This is a genomic window from Chitinophaga sp. 22620 (genome assembly GCF_052044405.1).
Lineage (GTDB): Bacteria > Bacteroidota > Bacteroidia > Chitinophagales > Chitinophagaceae > Chitinophaga.
In genome coordinates, this window is record NZ_JBQEMV010000007.1 from 1 (window position 1) to 26,824 (window position 26,824).

3 protein-coding genes and 2 pseudogenes are annotated in these 26,824 nt (G+C 55.5%); all 5 read right to left on the reverse strand.

What is annotated here, in order from left to right; genetic code table 11:
* On the reverse strand, window positions 1–1,772 hold a 1,772-nt coding region (locus tag ACTJIK_RS24850; RefSeq protein ID WP_440644178.1), incomplete at its 3' end, for an OmpA family protein.
* A gap of 19 nt (window positions 1,773–1,791) precedes the next feature.
* Entirely contained in the window at window positions 1,792–2,793 is a 1,002-nt protein-coding gene (locus ACTJIK_RS24855) for a PorP/SprF family type IX secretion system membrane protein (protein ID WP_440650254.1), read from the reverse strand.
* Window positions 2,794–2,831: 38 nt separating this feature from the next.
* On the reverse strand, window positions 2,832–6,305 hold the full coding sequence (locus ACTJIK_RS24860) for a Calx-beta domain-containing protein (RefSeq protein ID WP_440650470.1): 3,474 nt from the start codon (window positions 6,303–6,305) through the stop codon (window positions 2,832–2,834).
* A 30-nt stretch (window positions 6,306–6,335) separates the two neighbouring features.
* A pseudogene (locus ACTJIK_RS24865) lies at window positions 6,336–7,511 on the reverse strand (Calx-beta domain-containing protein); the annotation flags it as partial.
* Window positions 7,497–26,543: pseudogene (locus ACTJIK_RS24870) on the reverse strand (Calx-beta domain-containing protein); the annotation flags it as partial. The pseudogenes ACTJIK_RS24865 and ACTJIK_RS24870, both read right to left, overlap by 15 nt.
* Window positions 26,544–26,824 lie beyond the last annotated feature (281 nt).

Below are 26,824 nucleotides of genomic sequence, written 5' to 3' on the forward strand. Positions count from 1 at the left end.
GGCACGCCGTCCTTACACCTGTTCACCGGTTCCAGCTCGCCTTTGTTCGCGTAATAGAGGCGTTTCGGGTCGATGCCTTTATTCACGAGATAATCGATCACGGAGAAGCAACGCAGGGCAGACAGATCGGTGTTATACTGATCCGCGCCGCGGTTGTCCGCAAACGAAGCGATCACGATCTTCCAGTCCGGCCTGCGTTTCAGCACGTCGGCCACCCTGTCCAGCACCTGCCGCGATTCGGTGAGCAGGCGGGCGCTGTTGTAGTCGTAGAGGAACTTCAGCTGCTCCAGCGTACGCCGGTCTTCTTCCTCTTCAGCGGTCAGCTGCCTGCGCACAGGCGGCTGGCCGGTGGTGCCCGTAGTGCCGGTCGTACCGGTGGAAGGCGTCACAGGCGGTTGTTTGCTGTGATCGATCACGCCTGGAGGAGCAATATGGTTCACCCGGTTGGTGTAATCCAGGTCCGCGAAATAATAAATATCATCACGGCCCATGCCGCCTGGTTTATTGGAGGACATATACCCTTCATAGCCATTGTGTTTGAGCACCAGGCCGATATCGTCCGCACCGGAGTTGAAAGGCGCTTTCATATTTTCCGGCGTTTCCCAGCTGGTTTTCCCGCCTTTCACGCGATAGATGTCATAACCGCCCAGCCCGGCGTAGCCTTTGCTGGAAAAGTAAAGGATGCCGTCTTCGTTCACGGTGGGGAATGTTTCCGCCGCGATGGTATTGATCTTATCCCCGCAGTTCACCGGCGAGCCCCAGTTGCCGTCAGCCTGTTTTTCAGCGTACCACAGGTCCGTTTGCCCGAAACCGCCGGGGCGGTCCGACACGAAATACAGGATGCTGCCGTCCGTATTGAGCACCGCATGGCTGGAGGAATGGCCCGCCACGTTAATGCCCGGCAGCAGCACCATCTCGCCCCATTTGCCGCCGGTTTTAACGGACTGGTAGATCTGCAGCTGGCGCACCCCGTTCACCGGGCCTTTGCCGGTAAAGGGCACTTTCTTTCCCTGTATGTTGATGGTAGCATAGAGCGTATCTTCCGTGCGGTTCATGTTGACCGGGCCGATGTGGTAATCATATTTACCGAGCAGCTTCGGCACCAGCTCTTCCAGGTACATCGTGGCATTGCCTTGTGTGTATTGCTGGTATACGTAGGCTTTGTAAAAAGGCTGCTTCGTGCGCAGGTCCGTTTGCGGGTTGGATTCCGCATTGCCGTTGAGCACCAGTTCGCGGTAGCCGTTAGACATCAGCAGCAGTCCCTGTTTGATCACGCCGCTCACCAGGTCGGAGCCGGGTGTGTTCAGTTCTTTGAGCGGTTGGAGCTGCACCGGCGCGGGTTTCCACACGGCGGCGCTGTCGCAGCCGCGCAGCGCTATTTCTTTCAGCTTTATACTGTCTGCATTCGCAGTGGTGAACAGGGCGTATTGCTGCCGGGCGGAATCGTATTGTTCCAGCTGCCGCAGCGCTTCGCCGTAAGCGAAATAAGCCGCCGCAGGGTGATCCGGCCGTGCGATGATCTGCTGGTAAAAGCCCGCCGCTTCTTTAAAGTAGCCGATCTCCTGGTAGCTGCGCGCCATTTTCATGAGCAGGGCCACCGGCGTTCTGTCGCCTTTGCTGCGGGCCTGCCGTTTGTACAGCGCCCCTGCCACCGCATACTCTTCGCGTGCATAGGCTTCTTCAGCCAGTTGCAGCACGCTTTTCTGCTCCTGTGCATACAGGCTGCCGGCAAGCGTCATGGTCAGGATAAAGGTTAAACTGCGTCGTATCATACGTCCTTAAGTAATGGGTTTAAAAATACCGGGGATTCTGTACCGTGAATTTTTTGGAAGGGAATAAAAAGCCGAGGGAGATCTCATGCGATCCGCCCTGGTATCCCGCCATTTTATTCACGTTCAGATCGTAGGAATAACCGATGCGCAGCTGCTGGGTGGCATAGAATTCCACCATGGCGCTGGCCGCGTTCGTCTCCTGGAGGTCGCGCTGAAGGGCCGTCTTTTTCCAGATGCTCACATTGGTGCGGTAAGATCCGCCCACCCATATCCGGTCCCCGATCAGCAGGAAGGCGTTCAGGTCCAGGCTGGTAGGCCCTTTGAAGTCTTCCTTCACCAGGAACGACGGCTTCAGCTGGAGCTTTTCCCCCAGCGGGAACACCGTACCCGCCGTTACATACAGGTGCTGCGTTTTGCGGATGGTGGAATAATTGTTGCCTTTCCAGTTATAGCGCGAAGCGTCGGAGTAAAGGGAAAAAAGATCCATGACAGACACACCGGCGTAGAACTTAGACGTGTAATAATACACGCCGAAACGCGCATCAGGTACCCAGGTGCTGGTTTTGCCGGTGGGAATGGCCACGTCGTCGTTGTCCACGTACTGCAGCGCCGCCCCGTCTATGGAATACTGGCTCACACCGCCGCCGATGCCGATGCACAGGCGTTTAGTGTTTTCCTCGTCCAGCGGGATGCGGTAGGAATAGGAACCGTAGAAAGACAATGCTTCCTGCGGCCCCAGCTGATCGAACAATACCTGTCCGCCCAGGCCCACCCTGCCTTCGCTGGCGGGCGTCACCCCGTCCAGGGATACGCCGCCGGTTCGCGGCGCCCCCGGGAAACCTGCCCACTGGTGGCGGTAGGTCGCATTCAGGTAGAGGTCTTCCTTATACCCGGCATAGGCCGGGTTGATACTGAGCCCGTTGAAAACATACTGGCTGAACTGTATGTTCTGCTGCGCCACTGCGCAGGCTCCCGGGATGAGGAGCAAAACCGTTATCACTGCCCTGAGTACTGTTTGCATCTTTACACTTTTAAGATCAGCAGAGAATATTATTGTCATTACCGCACGATTAATACCCATCCTTTATATGTTTTAATGCCATTCGGTCTCTTCACTTCCAGGATATAGTAGTAGGTGCTTTCGTTCAGGTCCGAACCGTTCCAGTCGTTGCGGTAGTCGTTTGAACGATATACCTGTCCGCCCCAGCGGTTGAATATCTGGATGCGTGAGCCCGGATATTTTTCAAGACCGCCGATGATCAGCCGCTCGTTCTTACCGTCGCCGTTCGGCGTGATCACGTTCGGGAATGAAAGGTCGAAGCCTTCTATCGCCGTGCTGGCCGATGCCACGTTGTTGGAAGAATCCGCGTCCGGCATGGTGGCGCTGTAAGCGGAAGCTTCGTTCACCAGCGGGCCGCCTTCTATTACACGGGAGGTCAGCGTCATCTGAACGGTAGCCCCCGGCATCAGGTCGCCGATGTTCCATTCTACCAGCTTGGTGGCCGGCGTTACTGTCACCTGGCCTCTTTCAGCGGAAGTATGCGTGGGCACATCCAGCTGTACAGGCAGGCGGTCTTCCGCTCTTACCCCGGTAACCGGTACGTTGCCTGCGTTCCTCACCGTGATGCGGTAGGTCAGGTTCTGACCCATGCGGTACGGGCCTGTGGCCGGCGATACGATGGTTTTGGTCACCACCAGGTCCCCACGCAGCCTGTCCGTATCCGTGATGGTCACGGTAGCGTTGGCCGCAGCGCCCGGTGTGTAGGTGTAGCTGGCCGACTGGCCGCCGGTGAGTATCATCTGCACGGTTTCCGGCTGTTCTATTTCATCATCGTCCTGAACGGTAACTGGAACGGTTACACTGCCTGCGCCCGCCGGGATGGTGATGGTACCGCTGATGGCCCTGTAATCCGCATCCGGCGTAGCCGATCCGCCGATCATGTACTGAATGGTGATGGCATCCTGCGTGCGTTTGCCGCCCGCCAGGCTGATCGTGAACTCGCCGTTTACGCCCGGCTCTGTTGCATTGGGCACGCTGGCGGCTATCACGAGGTTCAGGCTTGTATTGTCATCATCCGCAATGGTCACGGTGTCGGTGTCTTCTGTGCCTACGGTGTAGGTGACGTTGGACGATGTTCCGCCGGTGAGGTTCAGTATAACCGTCTCAGCCGGTTCTATGAGATCGTCGTTCTGCACGGCAACCGGAACGGTCACGCTGCTGCGGCCTGCGGGGATCACCACGGTGCCGGTAAGGGCTGTGTAATCTGTGCCTGCAGTAGCGGTGCCGGTGCTGCCGATGGTGTAGGTCACGGTGATATCCGCTGTGGGTATCTTACCGCTCGCCACGCTGATAGTGAATGCACCCGCTGTGGCCGGTTCTGCGGCATTGGGCGTGCTGGCGTTTACCACCAGGTTCAGGTCGGCGTCGTCATCGTCGTCCAGGTTCATGGTCGCGGAGGCGTTTGTACCCGGCGTGAACGTGAGGCCGGTGGCGGTGCCGCCTGTGATGTTCAGGATGATGGTCTCGTCTCCTTCTATCAGCTGGTCGTCCGTTACGATTACCGGCACTGCTACGCTGTTCTGGCCGGCAGGTATTATCACGGAGCCGGTCAGGGCGCTGTAATCTGTACCCCCTGCGGCAGTACCGCCAATGGTGTAGTTCACGGTAATGTCCGCGGATGAAGTGATGCCGCCAGGCAGGCTGATGGTAAAGCTGCCGTCCGTGGCCGGTTCTGCCGCGTCGCCGCTGTTGGTAACGTTCAGCACCAGGTTGGCCGGTGTGCCTTCATTGTCTGTAATATTTACCGTAGCATTAGCCGTACCGGTGAAGGTGAAGCTGGTGCTGGTTCCGCCCGTGAGGGTCAGTACCACTGTTTCTGTCGGTTCTATTATCTGGTCGTCTGTCACGTTCACGGGAACGCTTACACTGTTCTGACCGGCAGGTATGGTCACCGTACCGCTCAGCGCCTCGTAATCAGCGCCACCGGTCGCGCTTCCGGCAATGGTGTAGGTTACCTGGATATCTTCGGATGTGATGATACCGCCAGGCAGGCCAATATTGAAGCCCCCGCCAGTGCCCGGTTCTGCTCCGTCGCGTGTTTTGGTAACAACGAGGGTCATGTTAGCCGGTGTGTTGTCGTTGTTCGTAATGTTCACAGTTGCGTTGCCGCCTGCTGTGTAATTGAAGCTGGAAGAGCTGCCGTTCGTGAGCGTCACGATTACAGTCTCTGTATTTTCCAGGATCTGGTCGTCCAGTACGTTCACAGGGATGCTTACACTGTTCTGTCCGGCAGGTATCAGTACCCAGCCGCTCAGCGGGGTGTAGTCTGCACCTGCGCCCGCGGTACCGGCTATGGTATAGTTCACCATTATCTCTTCAGATGAAGTGATGCCTGTGGGCAGGGCTACGGTGAAGCTGCCGTTTGTGGAAGGCTCTGCTCCGTCTGCTCCTTTCGTAATGGTCAGCGCCATGTTTGCCGGCACTGTGCTCTCGTTATCCAGGATGTCTACAGTGGCTGTGCCATTGGTGCTGCCGGCAGTCAGCGTGAAGTTCGCAGAAGCGCCGCCTGTCACCGTCACGATCACTGTTTCGGTGATCTCGATGATCTGGTCGTCCTTAACGGCAACCGGTACGTTCACCCCGGGCTGGCCCGCAGGGATAACCGCCGTGCCGCTCAGCAGCACATAGTCGTCACCGGAAGCTGTGCCTGAAACGGTATAGCTCACCGTAACGTCTTCCGCTACCAGAACGCCCGCCGGCAGGTTGATGCGGAATGCGCCTCCTGTGGCCGGTTCTTCAGCATCGGCAGTTTTCACGATATCCAGCGTCATGTTCGCCGGCGTGTTGTCGTTATCTGTGATGGCAACGGTAGCATTACCGGTTGCGGTGAATGTAAAGCTGGTTGAATTTCCACCTGTGGGCGTTATAATAACGGTTTCGGTGGTTTCAACGATCTGGTCGTCTGTTACGATTACAGGGATGCTCACAGTGGCTGTTCCGGCAGGGATCACGGCAGTGCCGGTGAGGGTCGTGTAGTCGGCCCCGTTACCTGCGGTGCCTGCCACCGTATAATTTACGGTGATATCCTCTACCGCTGTTACCCCTGCAGGGAGGCTGATAGCGAATTGGCCGTTGGTACCGGGCTCTTCCCCATCCATGGTCCTCACCACCGTCAGCGCGGTATTGGCCGGCGTGTTGTCGTTATCCGCAATATTCACTGTTGCAGCCGCGGTGTTAACTGTATAGGTAAAGCCGGAGGATGCACCGTCTGCCAGGGTCATGACCACAGTTTCCACATTTTCGATCACCTGGTCGTCCTGCACGTTCACTGCTACGCTTACGGCGTTTTGTCCGGCAGGGATCACGGCGGTGCCGCTCAATGTCACATAGTCGTTGTTGACCGTGGCGGTGCCGCTGATGGTGTAGTTCACGGTGATGGGCTCTGCCGCGGTGATGTTCGCCGGCAGGCTGATGGTGAAGGCGCCGGCTGTGCCCGGTTCTGCACCGTCCGCTGCTTTGGTTGCGGTAAGCACCTGGTTAGCGGGTATGTTATCGTTGTCTGCGATGTTTACGGTAGCTGTATTGGCTGCGGCGTCAGGTGCGAGCGTGAAGCTGGCTGATGTACCACCGGTAAGTGTTGCCACTACTGTTTCGATTCCTTCTATCACCTGGTCGTCGTTCACGTTAACCGGTATGCCAACGCTGTTGTCTCCGGCGGGCAATACTACGCTGCCGCTGAGGGTTACATAGTCGCCGCCGCTGGTGGCTGTGCCCTGGACTGTATAAGTAACTGTTATCGCTTCTGATGCTGTCACGCCTGTGGGCAGGCTTACGGTGAAGCCGCCTGCGGCGGACGGTTCAGCTGCGTCTGCAGATTTGGCGATGCTCAGCAACAGGTTGGCCGCCGTGTTGTCGTTGTCCGCGATGTTCACGGTAGCGGCCGCATTGCCGGTGGCCGGGTTGAAGCTGAAGCTGGTGCTGTTTCCGCCTGTTGCGGTCAGTACAACTGTTTCGGTATTCTCTATCACCAGTTCGTCGATCACGGTCACCGGAACGCTTACGCCGTTCTGGCCAGCCGGTATCACCACGCTGGTACCCGGATTAGCATAATCCGTGCCGTTAACGGCGGTACCTGCTGTCGTGAAGCTGATGGTGATATCTTCGGAGCTGAATACCCCTGCAGGCAGGCTGATGTTGAATGAGCCGTTGGTGCCCGGTTCTGCTGCGTTGGCCGTATTGGTTACCAGCAGTACCTTATTTGCCGCCGTGTTGTCGTCGTCTGCAATGCTCAGTTCTGCTTCGTTCATAGCCGGATCAGCGGTATAATTGAAGGAGTTGCCGTCCAAACCTGCGTGAAGGGTGAATATGGCTATCTCGGTGTTCTCAATGATCTTGTCATCAATCACGTTCAACGGGATGGTCACGCTGTTGGAGTAAGCCGGCAAGTTGATCAGGTTTACGGTATAATCTGTATTCCGTACAGCGCTGCCGCCAAAACCATAGCTAAGTATAATGTCGGCGCTGGCTGTATAGCCTGCCGGCAGGCTTACGGTGTAAGCACCATGGCTTCCCGGTTCTGCGGCATCGGTTGTTTTCACCACCTTCAGCACCTGGTTGGCGGCAGTGGCGTCGTTGTCGGCGATATTCACCTCAATGTCGTCATTAGCCGGGTCAGGCGGGAAGATGAATGCGTTGCCGCCTCCGTCTGTGGAGCTGCCGGACAGCAGGGTGAACACCATTGTTTCCACAGGCTCAATGATCTGGTCATCCAGCACATTCACATCGATGTCTATGTTGTTAGTGTTCGCAGGGATCGTGATCGTGCCCAGCGCCTCGTAGTCCAGACCTGCCACTGCTGTGCCAGACAGCCTGTAGCCAACTGTTATCGGCTGTGCGGAAGTGGCCACCCCGGCCAGCTTCACTTTAAACCTGCCGTTGGAGGCCGGTTCGCTTGCGTTGGTGCCGGTTAACACCTGCAGCGGTGTGCTGCTGGCGGCATTGGCGTCTATAATGGCCACGGTTGCACTGCTGCCGGATGGGTCGATGGTGAATGGATAGCTGGCGGACGCAGCGCTGGTGAGTGTCAATATCGCCGTTTCAGGTCCTTCAATGATGCCGTCGTTACCGGCGTCCACATCAACGAACACTTCATTGGCCCCCGCGGGTATTACAATGTTGCCGGCTGAAAGTCCTAACATCGTGTAATCCACATTCGTAGTGGCTGAGCCGGTGAGGCTGAAGTTTATCACCACATCTTCCGAAGCGGTAACACCAGGCTGCAGGGAGATCCTGTACTGGCCGTTGGTACCGCCTTCTATGGCGTCTGACACTTTGGTGACGAGCACCACGTTGCTGTTGCCGGTGTAATCATTATCTGCGATGTTGACAGTTGCAGATGCCGCGCCGGAAGCCACTGTGTAAGTGAACTTAGCATCGCTGCCTGCGCTGATGTTCATGATCACCGTTTCGGAGGGTTCTATCACCAGGTTATCGATAACTGTTACGGGCACGCTTACCCCGTTCTGGCCGGCAGGAATGATCACGGTGCCGGTGATGGCCCTGTAATCCGTTCCCGGCGTGGCAGTACCTGCGCCTATCGAATAGGTCACTGTAATCGGGTTCGCTGAAATAATGCCGGTGGGCAGGCTTACCGTAAAGGCGCCGTTGGTGCCGGGCTCTGCCGCATCGCTGGCTTTGGTGATGGAAAGCTCCAGGTTGGCCGCGGTATCGTCATTGTCTGTGATATCTACGGTTGCGCTGTTAGCGGTTGCGCCAGGAGTATAAGTGAAGCTGGTTGATGTGCCGTTGCCAAGTGTCAGTATCACGGTCTCGGTTCCTTCTATGATCTGGTCGTCGGTCACGGTAACGGGCACGCTTACACTGGTCTGCCCTGCCGGTATCACTGCTGTGCCGGTAAGAGCGGTATAATCGATGCCGCCTGTGGCTGTGCCGCTTATTGTATAGGCAACGGTGATGTCTTCCGTGGGCACAACGCCTGCGGGCAGACTGATGCTGAAGCCGCCGTTGGTAGACGGTTCCGCTGCGTCCGTTGCTTTGGTGACGATCATTGTGCGGTTCGCCATGTTGCTGTCGTCGTCCAGGATATTCACAGTGGCGATGGCATTGGTAGTGCTTGCCGTGAAGGCGAAGCTGGTGGAGTTACCACCGGTCACCGTCAATATTACGGTTTCGGTGTTTTCGATGAGCTGGTCGTTGATCACCGGTACCGGTACGCTCACTGTATTCTGACCGGCCGGTATGATGGCCGTTCCGCCCAGTGCAGTATAGTCGCTGCCGGCTGTGGCCGTACCTGCGATCGTGAAGTTCACCGTGATGGCTTCTGAGGTCAGCACGCCAGTGGGCAGGCTGATGTTGAAGCTGCCATCGCCGGCGGGCTCGTCGGCATCGGCTATTTTCGTCACGCTCACTACGCGGTTCGCCGCTGTGTTATCATTATCGGTGATGTTGACGGTGGCGGCTGCATTGGTAGCGCTTGCCGTAAAGACGAAGCTGGCTGAAGTCCCGTTGGTCACTGTCAATATCACGGTCTCGGTATTTTCAATCAGCTGGTCATCGCTAACCGGTACCGTTACGCTCACTGCGTTCTGGCCGGCAGGTATGGTCGCTGTTCCGCTCAGGGCAACATAATCGCTGCCACTGGTGGCTGTACCGCCGATGGTGTAGTTCACGGTAATGGCTTCTGATGTCAGGATGCCGGTGGGCAGACTGATGCTGAAGCTGCCGTTAGTACCCGGTTCCCCGCCATCGCCGGTTTTGGTAACGCTCAGTACGCGGTTACCGGCCGTATTTCCACCGTCGGCTATGTTTACTGTAGCGCTGCCGCTGGTAGTGCTCGGAGAGAACACGAAGCTGGCTGAAGTGCCGCCCAGGAGCGTTGCCGCAACGGATTCGGTGCTCTCCAGCAACTGGTCGCCCAGCACATTTACGGGTATGGCCACAGCGTTCTGGCCGGCAAGGAGGGTAACGGTACCGCTCAGTGCGGCGTAGTCGGCCCCGCCGGTGGCTGTGCCCGCGATGGTGTAGGTTACGGTGATGTTCTCAGATGCCAGTATTCCCGCAGGCAGGCTCACGCTGAAGGCGCCGTTCGTGCCCGGCTCTGTGCCGTCCTGCGTTTTAGTGATGCTCAGCACGCGGTTGGCGTCGCTGTTGTCGTTATCCGCAATATTTACTGCGGCGCTTGCATTGGTTGGGCTGGGTGTAAAGGTGAAGCTGTCGGTGCTGCCGTTGCTTATTGTCAACACAACGGTTTCGATAGCTTCTATCAGCTGCTCGTCCATTACCGGTACCGGGATGCTTACCGAGTTCTGGCCAACCGCTATGGTTGCCGTTCCGCTCAGCGCAGTGTAGTCGCTTCCCGGAGTGGCTGTACCGCCGATGGTATAGTTCACGGTAATGGCTTCGGAACTCCGCACGCCGGTGGGCAGGCTGATGCTGAAGCTGCCATTGGTGCCGGGTTCTGCTGCATCCGCTGTTTTCGTTACACTCAGTACGCGGTTTGCCGCATTGTTATCGTTGTCTGTAATGTTGACGGTGGCAGTGGCATTAGTAGCGCTTGCCGTGAAGGCGAAGCTGGTGGAGTTGCCGCCGGTGGCCGTCATTATTACTGTTTCAGTACCTTCTATCAGCTGGTCGTCGGTCACTGGTACCGGTACGCTTACGCCGTTCTGGCCGGCCGGTATGGTGGCCGTTCCGCTCAGTGTGGTGTAGTCGCTGCCGGCAGTGGCCGTACCCGCGATCGTATAGTTCACCGTGATGGCTTCGGATGTCAGGATGCCGGTGGGCAGGCTGATGCTGAAGGCGCCGTTAACAGACGGTTCTTCGCCGTCCGCGGTTCTCGTTACGATCAGCGTGCGGTTCGCCGCTGTGTTATCATTATCGGTGATGTTGACGGTTGCGGCTGCATTCGTAGTGCTTGCCGTGAAGGCGAAGCTGGTGGAGTTGCCACCGGTCACCGTCAGTATCACGGTCTCGTCAATTTCAATCAGCTGGTCGTCGCTTACAGGCACTGTTACGCTCACCGCATTCTGACCGGCCGGTATGATGGCCGTTCCGCTCAGGGCTACGTAATCGCTGCCGCTGGTGGCTGTACCGGTGATGGTGTAGTTCACGGTAATGGCTTCTGAGGTCAGGATGCCGGTGGGCAGGCTGAGGCTGAAGCTGCCGTTTGTGCCCGGTTCTTCGCCATCGCCGGTGGCCGTTGCGCTGATCACGCGGTTGGCCGCCGTGTTGTCTTCATCAGCGATATTCGCCGATGCGCTGGCGTTTGTAGTGCCGGGCAGGTAGCTGAAGCTGGCTGATGAACCGCTGGTCACTGTAATGGTCACCGTTTCGGTGTTCTCGATCAGCTGGTCATTAATCACCGTTACCGGTACGGCAATGCCGTTCTGGCCGACAGGGATAATAGCCGTGCCGTTCAGCAGGCCATAATCAGTGCCACCTATGGCTGTACCGCCTATTGCATAATTGACGGTGATCGCCTCGGATGCCAGTATGCCGGCGGGCAGGCTGATGGTGAAGCTGCCGTTAGCGGAAGGTTCGGACGCATCCGCCGTTTTCACCACGCTCAACCGGAGGTTGGACGGTGTGGCGTCTTCATCCGCGATGTTCACCAGGGCATTGCCCGCAGTAGTGCTGGCGGTGAAGTTGAAGCTGGTGGAAGCGCCGTCGGTCAAGGTCAGTACTACGGTTTCCGTATTTTCTATCAGCTGGTCGTCGCTTACCGTTACCGGTACGCTTACGCTGTTCTGGCCGGCCGCTATGGTAGCGGTTCCGCCCAGGGTCACATAATCGCTGCCTGCTGTAGCTGTGCCACCGATCGTATAATTCACCGTAATGGCTTCAGATGTGAGGATGCCGGTGGGCAGGCTGATAGTGAAGCTGCCGTTGGTAGTCGGTTCTGAGCCATCCGCTCCTTTCGTTACACTCAGGATGCGGTTGGCCGCTGTATTCTCGTTATCCGTAATATCCATCGTGGCCGCATTCGCCGCGCCCGCCGTAAAGGCAAAGCTGGTGGACGTGCCATTGGTGATGGTCAGTACTACCGTCTCGGTGTTTTCGATCAGCTGGTCGTCGCTTACCGTTACCTGCACGCTCACACCGTTCTGGCCGGCCGCGATGATAGCCGTACCGCCCAGGGCCACATAATCGGCGCCCGCGGTGGCCGTACCGCCGATGGTGTAATTAACGGTGATGTCCTCGGTTGCCGTTATGCCGGTGGGCAGGTTGATATTGAATATATTGTTTGTTGATGGTTCGGCTGCATCACCTGCTTTGGTAACGCTGAGCGTTCTGTTGGCCGCTGTGTTGTCGTTATCGGTAATGTTCGCTGTAGCGTTGCCTGCAGCAGGATCAATGGTGAAGGCAAAGCTGGGGGAGCTGACGCTGGTGAGCGTAATTATCACTGTTTCGGTACCCTCAATGATCTGGTCGTCTACCACTGTACCGGTTATGGCCGAAGTTGTTCCCGCCACTATCGTTGCCGTACCACTGAAGTGTGCTGTGTTTAAGCCATTATAGTCGGCGCCCTTTACCGCGGTACCGGTTACCGTATAATTGACTGTTATGTTCTCGGAACTGGTGATCCCTGCGGGCAGGCGTAAACGGAACCCAAAGAAGGAGCCGCTGCCTTCAGCTCCATCGCTCGATTTTACTACACTTACCATACGGTTTGCCGCAGTATTTTCGTCATCCGTGATATCCACGGTAGCTGTTCCATTCGTGGCTGATGCCGTAAAGTTGAAGCTGGTGCTGGTTCCGCCAGTGAGCGTAAGTATCACCGTTTCGATGTTTTCGATGATCTGGTCAGGCAGAACAGCTACAGGTACCGTCACGCTGTTATCACCGGCCGGTATCACTACCGAGCCGCTGAGTGCGGTATAATCCGCGGTGCCGGCTGTACCGCCAATGGTATAACTCACCGTGATCGGTTCAACGGAGGTCACATTAGCGGGCAGGCTGATGGTGAATACACCATTGGTGCCCGTTGGATTTCCTTCCGCCCCGTCGGTGGTTTTCACCACGCTCAGCACGTTGTTCGCCGTATTGTTATCGTTGTCTGCAAGGTTGGCTGTTGCGTTGCCGTTGCTGCTGCTGATGGTATAAGTGAAACCAGGAGAAGTGCCGCCCGTGAGGGTAATTCTTACGTTTTCGGCATTCTCAATCACCAGTTCATCGCTAACAGTCAGCGGTATGGTCACATCGCTCTGTCCCGCGAGGATGGTAGCAGTACCGGAGAAGGCCACATAATCAACGCCACTTGTGGCTGTGCCGTCCACTGTATAGCTCACGGTGATATCCGCGGTCGGTATCAGGCCGCCGGGCAGGCTGATCTTGAAGCTGCCGTTCGTATTCGGTTCTGCCGCATCTGTTTCTTTCGTAATGCTAAGCACCATATTGGCAGGCGTATTGTCGTCGTCCGCAATATCCACTGTAGCGATGTTGTTGGTAGTGCTGGCTGTGAAGGTGAAGCTGGTGGAAGTGCCGCCGGCAATCGTGACAACCACGGTTTCCGTATTCTCGATGAGTGTTTCATCGATCACGTCCACCGGTATGTCTACCGAGTTGGAGCCCGCGGGAATGGTCACTGTAGTGCCCAAGCTGGTATAATCTGCCCCGGCAGTGGCCGTGCCACCAACGGTATAATTAACCACAATGTCCTCGGAGGCCACCACGCCTGTTGGCAGGCTCACGGTGAATGCGCCGTCCGTATTAGGTTCTACTGCGTTGGCTTTTCTGGCGATACTGAGCACCAGGTTTGCCGGTATGTTGTCGTTATCAGCAATATTGGCCGTAGCGTTGCCTGCAGCAGGATCAATGGTGAAGGCAAAGCTGGGGGAGCTGACGCTGGTGAGCGTAATTATCACTGTTTCGGTACCCTCAATGATCTGGTCGTCTACCACTGTACCGGTTATGGCCGAAGTTGTTCCCGCCACTATCGTTGCCGTACCACTGAAGTGTGCTGTGTTTAAGCCATTATAGTCGGCGCCCTTTACCGCGGTACCGGTTACCGTATAATTGACTGTTATGTTCTCGGAACTGGTGATCCCTGCGGGCAGGCGTAAACGGAACCCAAAGAAGGAGCCGCTGCCTTCAGCTCCGTCGCTCGATTTTACCACACTTACCATACGATTAGCCGCCGTATTGTCGTCATCCGTAATATTCACGGTAGCCGCCCCGTTGGTGGGCGATGCCGTGAAAGTGAAGTTGGTGCTCGTTCCGCCAGTGAGGGTCAATATCACCGTTTCGATGTTTTCGATGATCTGGTCAGGCAGGGCGGTCACAGGCACAGTCACGCTGTTATCGCCGGCCGGTATCAGCACTGAGCCACTGAGTGCGGCATAGTCCGCGGTGCCGGCTGTACCTGCTACGGTATAATTTACCGTAACCGGTTGGGAAGAAGTAACACCAGCGGGCAGGCTGATGGTGAATACGCCATCAGTGCCGGTCGGATCTCCTTCGATCGCATCGGTGGTTTTCACCACGCTCAGCACATTGTTCGTCGTATTGTTATCGTTGTCTGCGATGTTAGCTGTGGCATTGCCGTTTATGCTGCTGATGGTATAAGTGAAACCCGCAGAGGTGCCGCCCGTGAGGGTAACCGCTACTGTTTCGGTATTCTCGATCAACAGTTCATCGTTAACGGTGAACGGAACAGTCACGTCGTTCTGTCCTGCGGGGATGGTAGCCGTACCGGAGAGGGCCACATAATCATCGCCGCTTGTAGCTGTACCGTCAACGGTATAGCTCACGGTGATATCCGCGGTGGGCAGCAGTCCGGCAGGCAGGCTGATCTTGAAGCCGCCGTTCACATTCGGTTCTGCCGCATCTGTTTCTTTTGTAACGCTCAGCACCATGTTGGCAGGCGTGTTCTCATCATCGTTGATGTTCACAATAGCATTGCCCGCGGTAGTGCTCGGCGTAAACGTGAAGCTGGTGGAGTTACCGCCGCTTAATGCCATCGTTACGGTCTCTATATTTTCTATCAGCAGATCCTGCGACGGTGAAATCTGTATTGCTATGGTGTTCAGGCCGGCTGGTAATATCACGCTGCTGCCCACTGCACCATAGTCCGCGCCGGGCGTTGCCGTACCGGCAATGGCGTAATTCACGGTAATGTCTTCGGAAGAAGTCACACCGGCGGGCAGGCTGATATGGAAGAAACCGGGGGTCGTGGCTTCTGTTGCGTCGCCGGCGTTGACCACGCCCACAACGGTCTTCGCCGGATCGTTCGCGTCGTTATCCGCAATAGTTGCGGCGGCGCTGGCATCCGTGCTGCTGATCTTATACGGGCTGCCGCTGGCTACGCCGGTGGCCCCGTCCAGGGTAACGGTTACGCCTTCTGTTATTTCTATTACGTTGTCATCGTCAACTGTCACCGGCAGTGTTACGCTGTTGCTGCCACTGGGTATTGTGACGGTGCCGGTCAGGCTCGTATAGTCTGTTCCGTTGGTAGCGGTTCCTGTTACGGTGTAGCTCACCGTAATGTCTTCCGTGGCCATTACGCCGGTGGGCAGGCTGATGCTGAAAGAGCCGTTCTGCGTGCCTTCCGTGCCGTTCTGCACTTGCTGTATTTCCAGCACTGAATTCACAGCGGTCAGGGCGCCGAAAGTGGAGAAGTTCTGGATATTGTTGAATTCAACGTATTCAACGCCGTCCTGCTGGCCGGTGGCCGTGGGGATCAGCTCGGTGATGTTTGCCAGTCCTTCCGGAGCCAGGTCCGCCAGGGTAGTGGTAATGTTACCTGCATGTTTGAACCATGTCCATCTCTGGGTGCCGGTTACGCCGCGGGTGGTACCAAGAGCGGTTTCCGCATTGTTCCTTTCGGCGGGGTCCCAGAACAGGCGGAGCGTTACGCCGCCATTCAATGTGAGGTCCGCGCCGGTGTAGGTGATGTTCACCAGCCTGCGCATCAGCTGCGTACCATAATCGGTGCCAACGTTCTGGCCCAGTTCGGTAGCCATATTCCTGTTCACGTCTATCACAGCGGAAAGCTGGGCCACATCAATAGTGTTGCCGTTCAGCGCGATAGATGCGATGTATTTATTAGGATCGGAAGGATCGATGAAATAAAGTGTGCCGTTTTCGATACAGGTGGCTGCCACTGTTCTTACCGTTGCATCCGGCACCAGGTTGGCGGTGCGTTCGGGATGATTGGTAATGAGGGTGAACACCGCGCCGTCGGTCAGTGCGGTCACGTTATCGAAGCTGACGATGCCGCCGCTGAAACCTGTTGCGGGCACTTCAGTAACGGTACCGGTAGCGAAGTTGCCATCGCCGTCCTGGTCGATCATGATCTTGAAATCTTCCACGGCGTCCCCTACTACGGTGATGCCGTTCAGATCGATCTGGAGGCTGAGGGGATGCGCGGCGATATCATAATTGGTGAACTGCGCTTTCCATTCCTGCGTGAGTCGTTCAGCGATACAGCTGCCCACCGGCAGGTCGGTGCTGGAAACGGTCATAGCGGCGCTGTTGCCCGCCAGCATCACGAAGCTCTTGTCTGCTGTAAAGGTGTTGGTATTTTCTGCATTGGTAGCGGCAATAGAGCCCAGGCCTACAGTGAGGATGTTGCCTGCGTTCACGCTGCGGGATTGTTTCTGCACGAGGGCGGAAGCATCGTCGCGGCCGATACCGAAGATGTTGATCTTGTAAGCGCCGTTATTGGCAGCCGTCCAGAAAGGCACGGCGTCTGAAGCCACGTAGCTGGTGGGCGCCGTCTGATCCAGCGTGAGGCCGTATTTAATACCAAGGTAAGATTCAATTTTTATACTGTTATCAGGGGTAAGAGCAGACCGGTAAACGATCACTTCGGGTATCTTACCATTAAAAATACGGTTGTCGTATACCGCGCTTCCCGCGGTACGTCCCCCTACTTCAAAGAAGGTGGTTGCATAACCAAGGCAGTTTGCACCCGCAGCTACCTCGATCCTGCCGTTAACAGCAAGCTCCGAGTTGAGAGCGTTGCCGGGTGTTCTGTAAATACCGCGGGCTATTCTTGGTACGCCTGTGGTGGGCGAGGTGCTTATGCCCGAGTTACAGCCGCTTCCGTCGAGGAAATACGAAGTGGAGTTTGCAACCAGACTCATGCCGGCCGAACCACCATCATTAGTCGTCCAGTCTGCCAAACCGCTGAATATGCCGCCAAAGCCCATACTGGGGCTTTCAACTATACTTACGCCGAAGATGGTTGTAGGAGTGGAATTCCAATCCGCCAGGGCATTACCCTTCAGCGACCTGTTCGCGGCGCCGGTAAAATCTACAGACGGGTTAAAGTTAATAGCGTTCGGCACATAAGCGATTGCTGCCGTAGGCGTGATCGGGTCGGCATGCGTGATCGTGGATGCGCGCAGCTCGGTAGCAACATTATTGCTGCCGCTCTGGTCTATCCATTGCTCTACATTATTGCTGGCGTCTGCCTGCACGCCGGCGTCGGCTTTAACCCACAATATATCGCCCAGCACGCCGCCCGGTGCGGTTACCAGCGCGGCAAAGGTGAAGTATTGGGTATTGTTCAGGTCAACGGTAGTGGCGTAATAATCCACACCGTCTATAGTGGTCTGTGAAAGCGCGCTGTACTGGTCGCTTCCGTCAATCGTCTCGTCGTTGCTGACTACCAGTTGCAGGGAAGAAACGGTGGAAGACACGACAGATGCGGGAATAGCGATCTGTACATTACCTACCGTTCCGGTTTCCTGCACCTTCCAGAGCCTGGTCATGCGGGCGGTAACGCCGGGTTTGGTGGTCATGCCAGTAGCGAAGGCGGTAGAAGCGCCATCGTCGCCCCATACTAAATATGTTTTATCAGCGGTAAAGTTATTGGCATTGGCCAGGTTGCTGGCTGCAATGCCGCCAAGGCCCACTATGGGCTGGAAGCCCGTGTTGACGCTTCGGGACTGCTTCTGGGCAAGCCCTTCCACATCATCGCGGCCTATGCCGGTGATGTTATTTTTATAAGTAACGTTGGCGGTGGCATCCCATACTTTGGTAGTGCCGTCGGTCGCCAGGTAATCGGTAGCGCCGTTGTTCAGCGTAAGACCGTATTTGATGGCAAGGTAACTTTCCACTCTTTGCTGTTCAACAGGCGTAAGCGTATTGCCATACACGATGGTTTCTCCTATCGAACCGCTGTAATACCAACCACCACTATTTAAAACGTTATCGCCTAAATAAGCTAACGCTACAGAACTTGTATTAATGGCAGGATTGCCCACAGCTATAAATGCGTTCGTTGCTGCGGTGCCATTGATCTTTATCTGCGTGGCAGACGGCGTAGTGCTTGCCGCGTTGGAATACATGGTAATGCTCGGAAGTACGGTATTACCACCCACGTTACCGTACCGGCCATTGGAAACCTCGATAGAACGTTGCCCACCGCCTATTTCCATAGCATAACGATTGCCGACGGACGTTGCAAGATTGTTACCCCAGCTGATCACGCTCCTGCTGGCGATTGAAGCATTGGTGGTCATTGCAATGACAGTTCTTGCAATGGTGCCTATCGGCAACCTGGTGCCGTCGAGCACCATCCGGTTGGCTGTACCGTTGAATTTCACAACGGGGTTAAAGTTGACATTATCGGTTAAATTATTAGCATACAGCGGCTGGTTGGCCGGTGTAGTTTGTACCGCGTTATTCAGGTCGGAAGCATAATCCGTCCAGCCGTTGATCGCGGTATTATCGGTTGTGTTGGAGGTACCTTCATCCGCACGTAACCAGAGGGAAGTACCTACTACCCCACCCGGTGCTTTGATATATGAAGCGAAGCTGAAGTATTGACCGTTGGCGAGATCAACACTGGCTGCATAGTGTTTCACGCCATTCAGCGTCATCTCGCTTACAGCCACGAATTGGTCCGTTCCATCCAATGTTGCATCGCTGCTCAGTACCAGGTATGTCTCTTTTGCATTAGGCAGTGCATCATAAGGCACCGCTATCTGCACTGTACCTACCGTTCCTGTTTCCTGCACTTTCCAGATGCGCGCCATGCGGTAGTTCACGGCGGGGTTGCCGGTGATCGCTGTTTTGAAGAGCGTGCTGGCGCCATCATCGCCCCATACCATATAATTCTTATCGGCGGTAAATGCGTTGGCGTTGGAGAGGTTAGTCTCTGCGAGAGCGCCCAGGCCAATGGCAGGCTGCATACCCGCATTTACGCTGCGGCTTTGTTTCTGCAAAAGGTCTTCCGCATCATCGCGGCCTATACCAGCGATATTGTTTTTATAAGTTGTATTGGCTACAGCGTCCCACACTTTGGTGGTACCGTCTGTTGCCAGGTAATCGGTAGCGCCGTTGTTCAGCGTAATGCCGTATTTGATGGCCATGTATGTATTGATACGCTGCTGCTCGATCGGCGTCAGCCCATTGCCATAAATGATCAGGTCGCCCATGCGGCCATTGTAGGAGACGCCACCGTTATGACCCAGCTGGAAGGGGATGTTGTTACCCGTAAAAGCACCGGCGAAATTACCCGTTGCTACACTCAGGCCGTTTTTGTAAATGGCCTGCCTGTTGGCAGCAAGCGAAATGTCACTGGTGTTTGTCCAGAGAACTGTTTGGTTGTTGACACCCCCCGTGTTATATGAAATACGATTTGCGGGATAGGGAGGATCCCAGTATACAGAATTGTCTGACCAGGTAGCGAGCAGCGAAAAATAGGAACCGGAGAGGGCAGGCTCCGTGAAGATCACAGTCGCTGCTGCCAACGTCTGGTTGCCCGCATAGAAAGCAGCGGATCCGTTATAGGTACCGGTTTTCAGCAGGGAAGGGCCTACTAAACCATGGGTACCGCCATTGAACCTTACAACGGGGTTAAAGTTCAGGTTGTTGGCTGCATTGTCGAAGTACAGCGGCTGGCTGGCCGGTGTTGCCTGTGCCACGAAGTTGCCGCCAGGACTGTAGTCGCTCCACCGGCTTACCGGCATATTGTCCGCAGTAGCGGATGTACCGGCGTCAGCGCGCAGCCATATCAGGACGCCGCCACTTACGCCGCCCGGGTATTTCGCGGGAGCGCCGAAGGTGAAGTAAATGCCATCCGCCATCAGGCTGCTGTTCAGCGTGATGGTATTCTCCGTGGTCAGCGGCAGTTCCTGGTTGATAGTAGCGAATGTGGGATCGGTACTGATCAGCAGGTGCACGTCAGTGCCGGTCGCATTTGCTTTCAGGATGATCGGCTGATCCGCCCAATTGGTTTTATCCACTTTCCAAACGCGCGGCATACGGCGGGTTACGCTCGTACCGCTGATAACTTCGGAATATGATGAAGCGGACAAACCATTGTCTGCAAATACGAAGAAAGATTCGTCGTTGGTGATGGTGTTGGTGTTCTGTTCGTTGGTGATCGCAATATTATTACCCAGCGAGAGGGTTACAAAACCATCATCTACGCTGAGGGATTGTTTGGTGTTCAGATTGGTGGCATCGTCTCTGCCTATACCGGTTACGCGGGATTTATAAGTAGCGTCGGCGGTCCAGTACACCGTGCCGTCTGCGGCAAGATAATTGGTGGCGCCACTATTCAATGTGATACCGTATTTCAGGCCCAGGTACGAATCTACCGACTGGCGTTCCACATCGGAAAGCACGCGGTTGTAAGCGATCACCTCTCCCATGCTGCCCTTCCAGTAAAGCCCGCGGGCGGCTGTGGTGCGGGAACCTATGGAAATAAGATTCGCGGTAGTGGGTGTTAAATTAACCGTACCCTGGTTATCCAATGCATGATTTTCAAAGATGCGGACACCGTTGGTGGCATTTGTCTGGGTAACGCTGAAGATATACGGTTTATTAGCCTGCAAAGTATTCAGGCCGTTTACGCCAGCCACTGCAGCTGAATTTTCCAGGTAATTCAAGGTGGCCCCGTTAGTAACCCGTAATTCCATTCCCTGGGCGCCACCTACCGCACCGGATCCAACTATTTCCCTGATGGCATCATAGGCGGAGGCGCTGGCAACCGCGAAAATAGTAGAGGTAGACGGATCGATACGGGTTGTCGTAATATCCAGGTAGTCGTCCGTACCATCGAATATGAGGCTGTAGTTAAAGTTCAGGCCGCGGGCATCCGTGATCGGCTGACCAGCTACAGCCACCTGTGCGGCATCGTTGCCGTAGTTGGTGAAGTCGCTCCACTTGCTGCCGCTGGACATTCCATCGTCCGCGCGCAGCCAGAAGGTGATGCCGTCTTTCACGCCGTTCGGCCCTTTGATCATCCGGGCGAAAGTGAAGTAACCATTGTCGGGCAGCAGGTTGCTGTTGATAGTAACTTCGCCGTCCCCGTTCATTACATAAGCGGCATCTCCCGCACCGAAGGTTGCATCCGCGCTCACCAGCAGGTAAGTTTGCGAATTACCTTCAGCAAGTTTGATCGTAATATCCTGGTCGGCCCAGTTGGTTTTCTGTGCTTTGAAAATGCGCGCCATCCGGTTATTGACCGTATTAATGCCTGCCACCGGGGTCAGGTAAGTGAGGGCGCCGTCATCATCGCCGAAGCTGAGGAAAGAAAGATTGTTGGTGATCACCGTGGCATTGTCCGCATTGGATGCCGCAACAGCAGGACCGGTAGCGATCGTAACGATACCAGTTTCCGAGTTCAGGGACTGTTTCTGATTCAGCATGCCCCTGTCGTCGCGGCCGATACCGGTAACGCGGCGGGAGAAGGCGCCACCCTCAGCGGCCTGCCACATGGTAGTAGTACCGTCGCTGGCCAGGTAGTCCGTGGGCACATCGATGCCCAGTGTAAGGCCGTACCGGAGCGCCATGTAGGATTGCACCTGCTGGCGTTCCAGAGCGCTCAGCTTGCGGGAGTACATAACCACCTCGGGAATAGCCCCGTTGAAAACAGAATTGTGGCCGGCTCCTATATAATACGTGAGCGGTGCCGACGCGAAGCTCACTGCATTGACATTTGCTGTTGCAAGTACCTTGCCGTCAATACCAGCCGCCCAGTCGTTCGTGGCGCTCCAGATATTCAGCATATGCGGGTTGCGCACATTCACACCGGCAGGATAAGCAAAGTTGCGCCGTGCGGTAGCCGAACCGAAGTACGTATACTGGTTATTGTTACTCCATGTATACGTCGACTGGTTGCTCACATAGGTGCCGCCAAACTCAAAAGGATATTGTAGTGTGGCATTATTGTTATCAAGGTTAGAAAGCTGTATAGAGAATATTTCACCCGCCGTCAGGGCAGTTGCAAATTGCGGCTGTGTGAAATAGTAATTACCCGGGAAGTTTAGGCCGGGATTGAAGTTGAAAGACCCCGGTTTCCATTCTGCCACAACTGCAAAGCCTTTGGGCCATACACGTCCGGACGGGCTCAGTTCTTTCCAGCTTGAAACGTTGTTGCCGCCAGTGATGCCGGCATCCGCGCGAAGCCATACTTCAAGACCGGCTGCAACACCGGCGGGAGCCGATTGTACGGTGGCGAAAGTAAAATAGGCACCATCCGGCAGCAGGTCGCTGTCCACATTCACCAATCCTCTTTCATCGAGGCGGTATATATTGTCTCCCGCGCCGAAGGTCGCATCGCTGCTCACCAGCAGGTACTTCGTGCTGTCCGCTCCCATCAATGCCAGCCTGATATTGCTCTTCGCCCAGTTGGTGCGGTCTATTTTAAAGATGCGCGCCATATGCAGGGTCACGTCGCCCAGGCCGCTGACTGTCTGCGTATAAGTAGCTGCTCCACCGTTATCGCTGAAGGTAAAGAAAGAAAGATCGTTGTCTATATTGGTAGGGTTCTCGCTGTTGGTGGGGGCGAAACCGAGACCTGCGGCAATGCTAACATTGGCGCCGTCAAGCTGCGAACGGCTTTGCTTCTGAAGCAAAGTACCGTTGTCGTCTCTGCCGATGCCGGTGATACGCTGTCCGTAGCCTACGTTCTTGGTAGCGGTCCACATACGTGTGGTGCCGTTGCTGGCAATGTAGTCAGTTGCGGCACCTGCGGCGGTCTGCAGGGTCAGCGCATATTTCAGCGCCAGGTAACTGTTCACCTGTAAACGTTCCGCATCGGTCAGGCGCCTGTTGTAGAGGATCACCTCGGAAATGCGGCCCTGGAAGACGGAATTATGGCCTGCGCCGATAGCTGAGTTAATGCCTGCTCCCCTGCTGAAAGTAACAGGGTAGGTAGTGCTGGCGCCAACTGATCTGCCGTCGAAGTTCAGTCCCCAGTCGCCGGGAGCGCTCCAGTTATTTAACACATGAGCGCGCTGCATATTGATGCCACCCAATGGGAAGCCGGGCCGGGAGTTGGTGCCGAAGTGCGTATAATGCGAGCCGTTGCTATAATGATAGAACTGGTCTGTGAGAGTGGCAGGATCGCCGCCAAATTCAAACGGGAAGCTGGCGGTAACAGAATTAGCCGCCAGGTTGGAGAACTGCACGGAAAATACCTCACCCGCTGTATATGCAGCTGTAATGCTCGGTATGGTGAAATAACTGTTACCCGCGAAATTGACAGTCGGGTTATAGTTAATGGAGTTCGCCTGCCAGGGAAGAACTACGGCAGGATGGGCTTTCAGCCATTCCCGTGCTGCAGCCTGGTCGGTCCATGAGCTAACGTTGTCATCCACCGCATTGATGCCTGCATCGGCTTTCACCCATGCCTGCAAATTGGTGGCCACGCCGCCAGGGAAACGTTGTTGTTTACCGAAGGTAAAGAAAGCCCCATCGGCCAGGTCGGCGCTGGAGAGCGTAACGGTGCCGTTGCTGCTCAGCTTCAGCTCCTGGGTGATGGTCCCGAAATCAGCAGCTGTGCTGATGATCAGGTAATTGTCCTGCGATCCGCCTTCCACCCGCAGCGTTACCTGTTGGGTATTATCCCAGGCTGCGGTCTTCTGCACTTTCCAGATGCGGCCCATGCGGCGCGTTACATTGGTTCCTGTAACCGCTGTAAAATAATTAAGTGCTCCGCCGTTATCGCTGAACACCAGGAAGGCCTTATCGTTGGTGAAAGTATTTGTATTCGCGGCGTTGGATGCCAAAATAGCGTTGCCCAGCGCGATGGTCACCACACCGGTGTCCTGGCTCAGCGACTGCTTCTGGTTCAGCATGGTGCATTCATCGCGGCCGATGCCGGTGATGCGCCTGCCGTAGCCTGTGTTGTTCGCGGCGGTGTACGTTTGTACCGTACCGTCGCTCGTGATATAGTCGGAGGCGCCGTTGTTGAGCGTAATGCCGTATTTCAGCGCCATGTAAGATTCTATGCGTTGCATTTCCAGCGGCGTCAGGTCGCGGCCATAGATAAATACTTCCGGCACCAGCACTTTCGAAAACTCGTTGTTGAAAGCGCCGCCTACGTCCAGCGTCCACACGCCCGCATCGGAAGTGGCGCCGGTTTTCACCGCAGCGCCGTTGCCACGGAATTCGTAAGCCCCGGTATTGGTCCTTTCATAGGAATACAATTTGCCTTTGGTGGTAACCGCGTTACCGGTGTTTAACCATGCTTCCACGAACAGCCGGTTCTCCATGTTAGCATGCCAGCCAAACAATTTGTTGCCGGTGGAACTGGTAAATACACGGCCGGTCTGTGAACCTTCCAGCTGGGCCATACCCATCAGGGTATAAGCGCTGTTCTCTCCCACGGGCACACGGTGCGCGTCGTTGCCATCATAATAGATAGCGGGGTTGAAGTTCACGAGGTGAGTAGTGCCGTCCGGGTCGCCCACTACCGTCATGTGGTTGGCGTTGCCGGAAATATCTCCCCAGTTCACGCCGTTCACTGCCTGGTCAGCCCGGTACCAGGCCACCACCGCACTGTTCACGCAGGCAGGGCCGGCGTGGGTCATCGGTATGCTGTTGCCGAACTCCGATGTGCCGCAGTTATTGGCGGGAATGCGAAGGGTGGCCGTCCAGAAACCCAGGCCTGTAGCGCCGGGGCCGGCATTGTAAGTGATAGTTTGCGTGGAGGTTCCAGCGCTTACGTTCGGTATGGAGGTAACAAAATATTGCCCGCTCGTTTTGCTCGTAGCGGGATCGTTGGCATAAATATCTATCGTGTATTGCGCGCCTGCCGTTATGTTTGGAACGGTGAGCTGTATCTGGTACTGCCCTCCTCCCAGCGAGGTAGACGATACCAGCACCGGCGTCCGGCTGGCTGCGGCAGTGTAAGTACAGTTGCCCGCGGGATTTGAAATACCCAGGGTAGTATTATTATAAATGGAGTTATTGGTGATGACCACCTTGTTGGGCGCATCATTATTTATACCCGCGCCGCCGTTGCCATATATGACGCAACCGGTCACCTGCGCGTCTGTTACGCCCGCGGCGCCGTAGAACCAGATGCCGTGCTGGGCGGAATTGATTACCGTATCGCCCGTCAGGTCATAATCAGAAACGGCATTGGCGCCGTTAAGCACAATGCCGGCGCGAACGCTGTTCCTAAAAGAAGAGTTAACGATGTCCACATTACTGCGTGCGAAGTTCCCACCGAATTCAATACCGTCATTATTACCGGTAAATTTTGAATCGGTGACCAGGAAGTTGGTGGCCGCACCGGTTACGACGATCCCGTCGCCGTCAAACTCATTGAAGGAGACGTTATCGATAGTGACGCCGGTCGCCGTGCCTACGAAGAAGATCCCGTAATCCGCATCGTCCGCATTACCAGGCTTATCGCCATCCAGCACAGAATTGGTGATATTAACGGTGTTTGACGTGCCTTCGAACCTGATATAGGAAGGAGACGGGTAGATCCCGGGCATATTTAACCCTATCGTGGCCTGGTTGATCGTAATATTGCTGGCAGCGCCATTGAACCAGATGCAATTAAGATCGCATTCATTGATATTGATCGTATCCAGCGTTACATTATTCGTTGTATTATCGAAACGGATGGCATAATCCCCCTCATTATCCCCTACTCCATCCATGTCCACTGTAAACCTGTTCAGTTCTATATTGGTATTAACAAAATCGCTGTAAAAACCCAGGGACAAACCACCATAAAGCGAGTCGACCGTCACATTCCGGAACATGATATTGTTGGCTGTTTCCACCGCGCCCGCGGTGTGATCCAGCACGATCGCATTCTGGAAACCGCTGATATTGGAATTCGTCAGCGTCCACCCGTTCACCGCCGCATCGCGGAATACAATAGCTTCGGCGCCACGGGCATTTCCCGCGGTGCTTAAGTTAATGTTATCCATCACCAGGTTCGTATGCATGCCCGCCTCAAAATAAAAAGCCCGCCCGATGTGAGGACTGGGGCCGGTGGGTTCCACATCTGTTGAATAGATATTTCTTATCGTCAGGTTGGTAGTTGCCCCCCGCATCCGCATGAATGCATTCAGGAAATTGCCCACCGTACTGAAAGACCGCATGTTCTCAATCGTGATCCCCGTCCTGTTGGCAAAAATGTCCACATTGATGCCCCCGTTGTTCTGTATCGTAAAGTTCCGGATCGTCACGCCGTCTGCATCGATCGTAAACGGATTGACAGCAGTGTTGGCCCCCAGGCAAAACAGCGTGATCTTGTTCTCCCCGTCAATGGTCAGGTTGTTCGCCGTAATGGTTGGGAAACCCGCGGCCAGCGTAACCTGCCCGTGAACGTTAAATACGATGGAGTGAGTTCCCGCCCCAGCTGCATTCGCATCCAGGATGGCCTGCCGGAAAGAGCCAAGGCCGGCATCGTTGGTGTTGGTAACGGGAAAAGTGTCTGCCATCGCGGTGGCGGTCATCGTAATGCCAAGCAGTAAAAGCATGAAGCGTTTGCAGCTTTTGCTGAAAGATCTCGCATTCGGATAGGTTGCATTCAAGCGGAACATGGTACAGTGCTTTGGGTAAAGAAGGGGGCGCCCGGCCTGCTGTATGTGGCAGCATGCCAGGGAAGGCTCTCCGGGAGAACCTCAGTTATGCATATTTAGATATGGTCTATTACGCGAATTGGTTACTGATACGCCATACAGTCCTGTACAGTGCCTGTACGGAATGTTGTATAAGGAATGTAATAAAGGGTAATGGTAACAGTGCTCGGGTACTCGGGATACACATAGCGGGTTTCGGGTAAAAATTTCCCATAGGAAAAGGTTAATTAGTAAGGTTAGGA

Bases quoted from the DNA above. Each gene is read 5' to 3' on its own strand.
- ACTJIK_RS24855 (WP_440650254.1), bottom strand. From the start codon at position 2,793: ATGCAAACAGTACTCAGGGCAGTGATAACGGTTTTGCTCCTCATCCCG.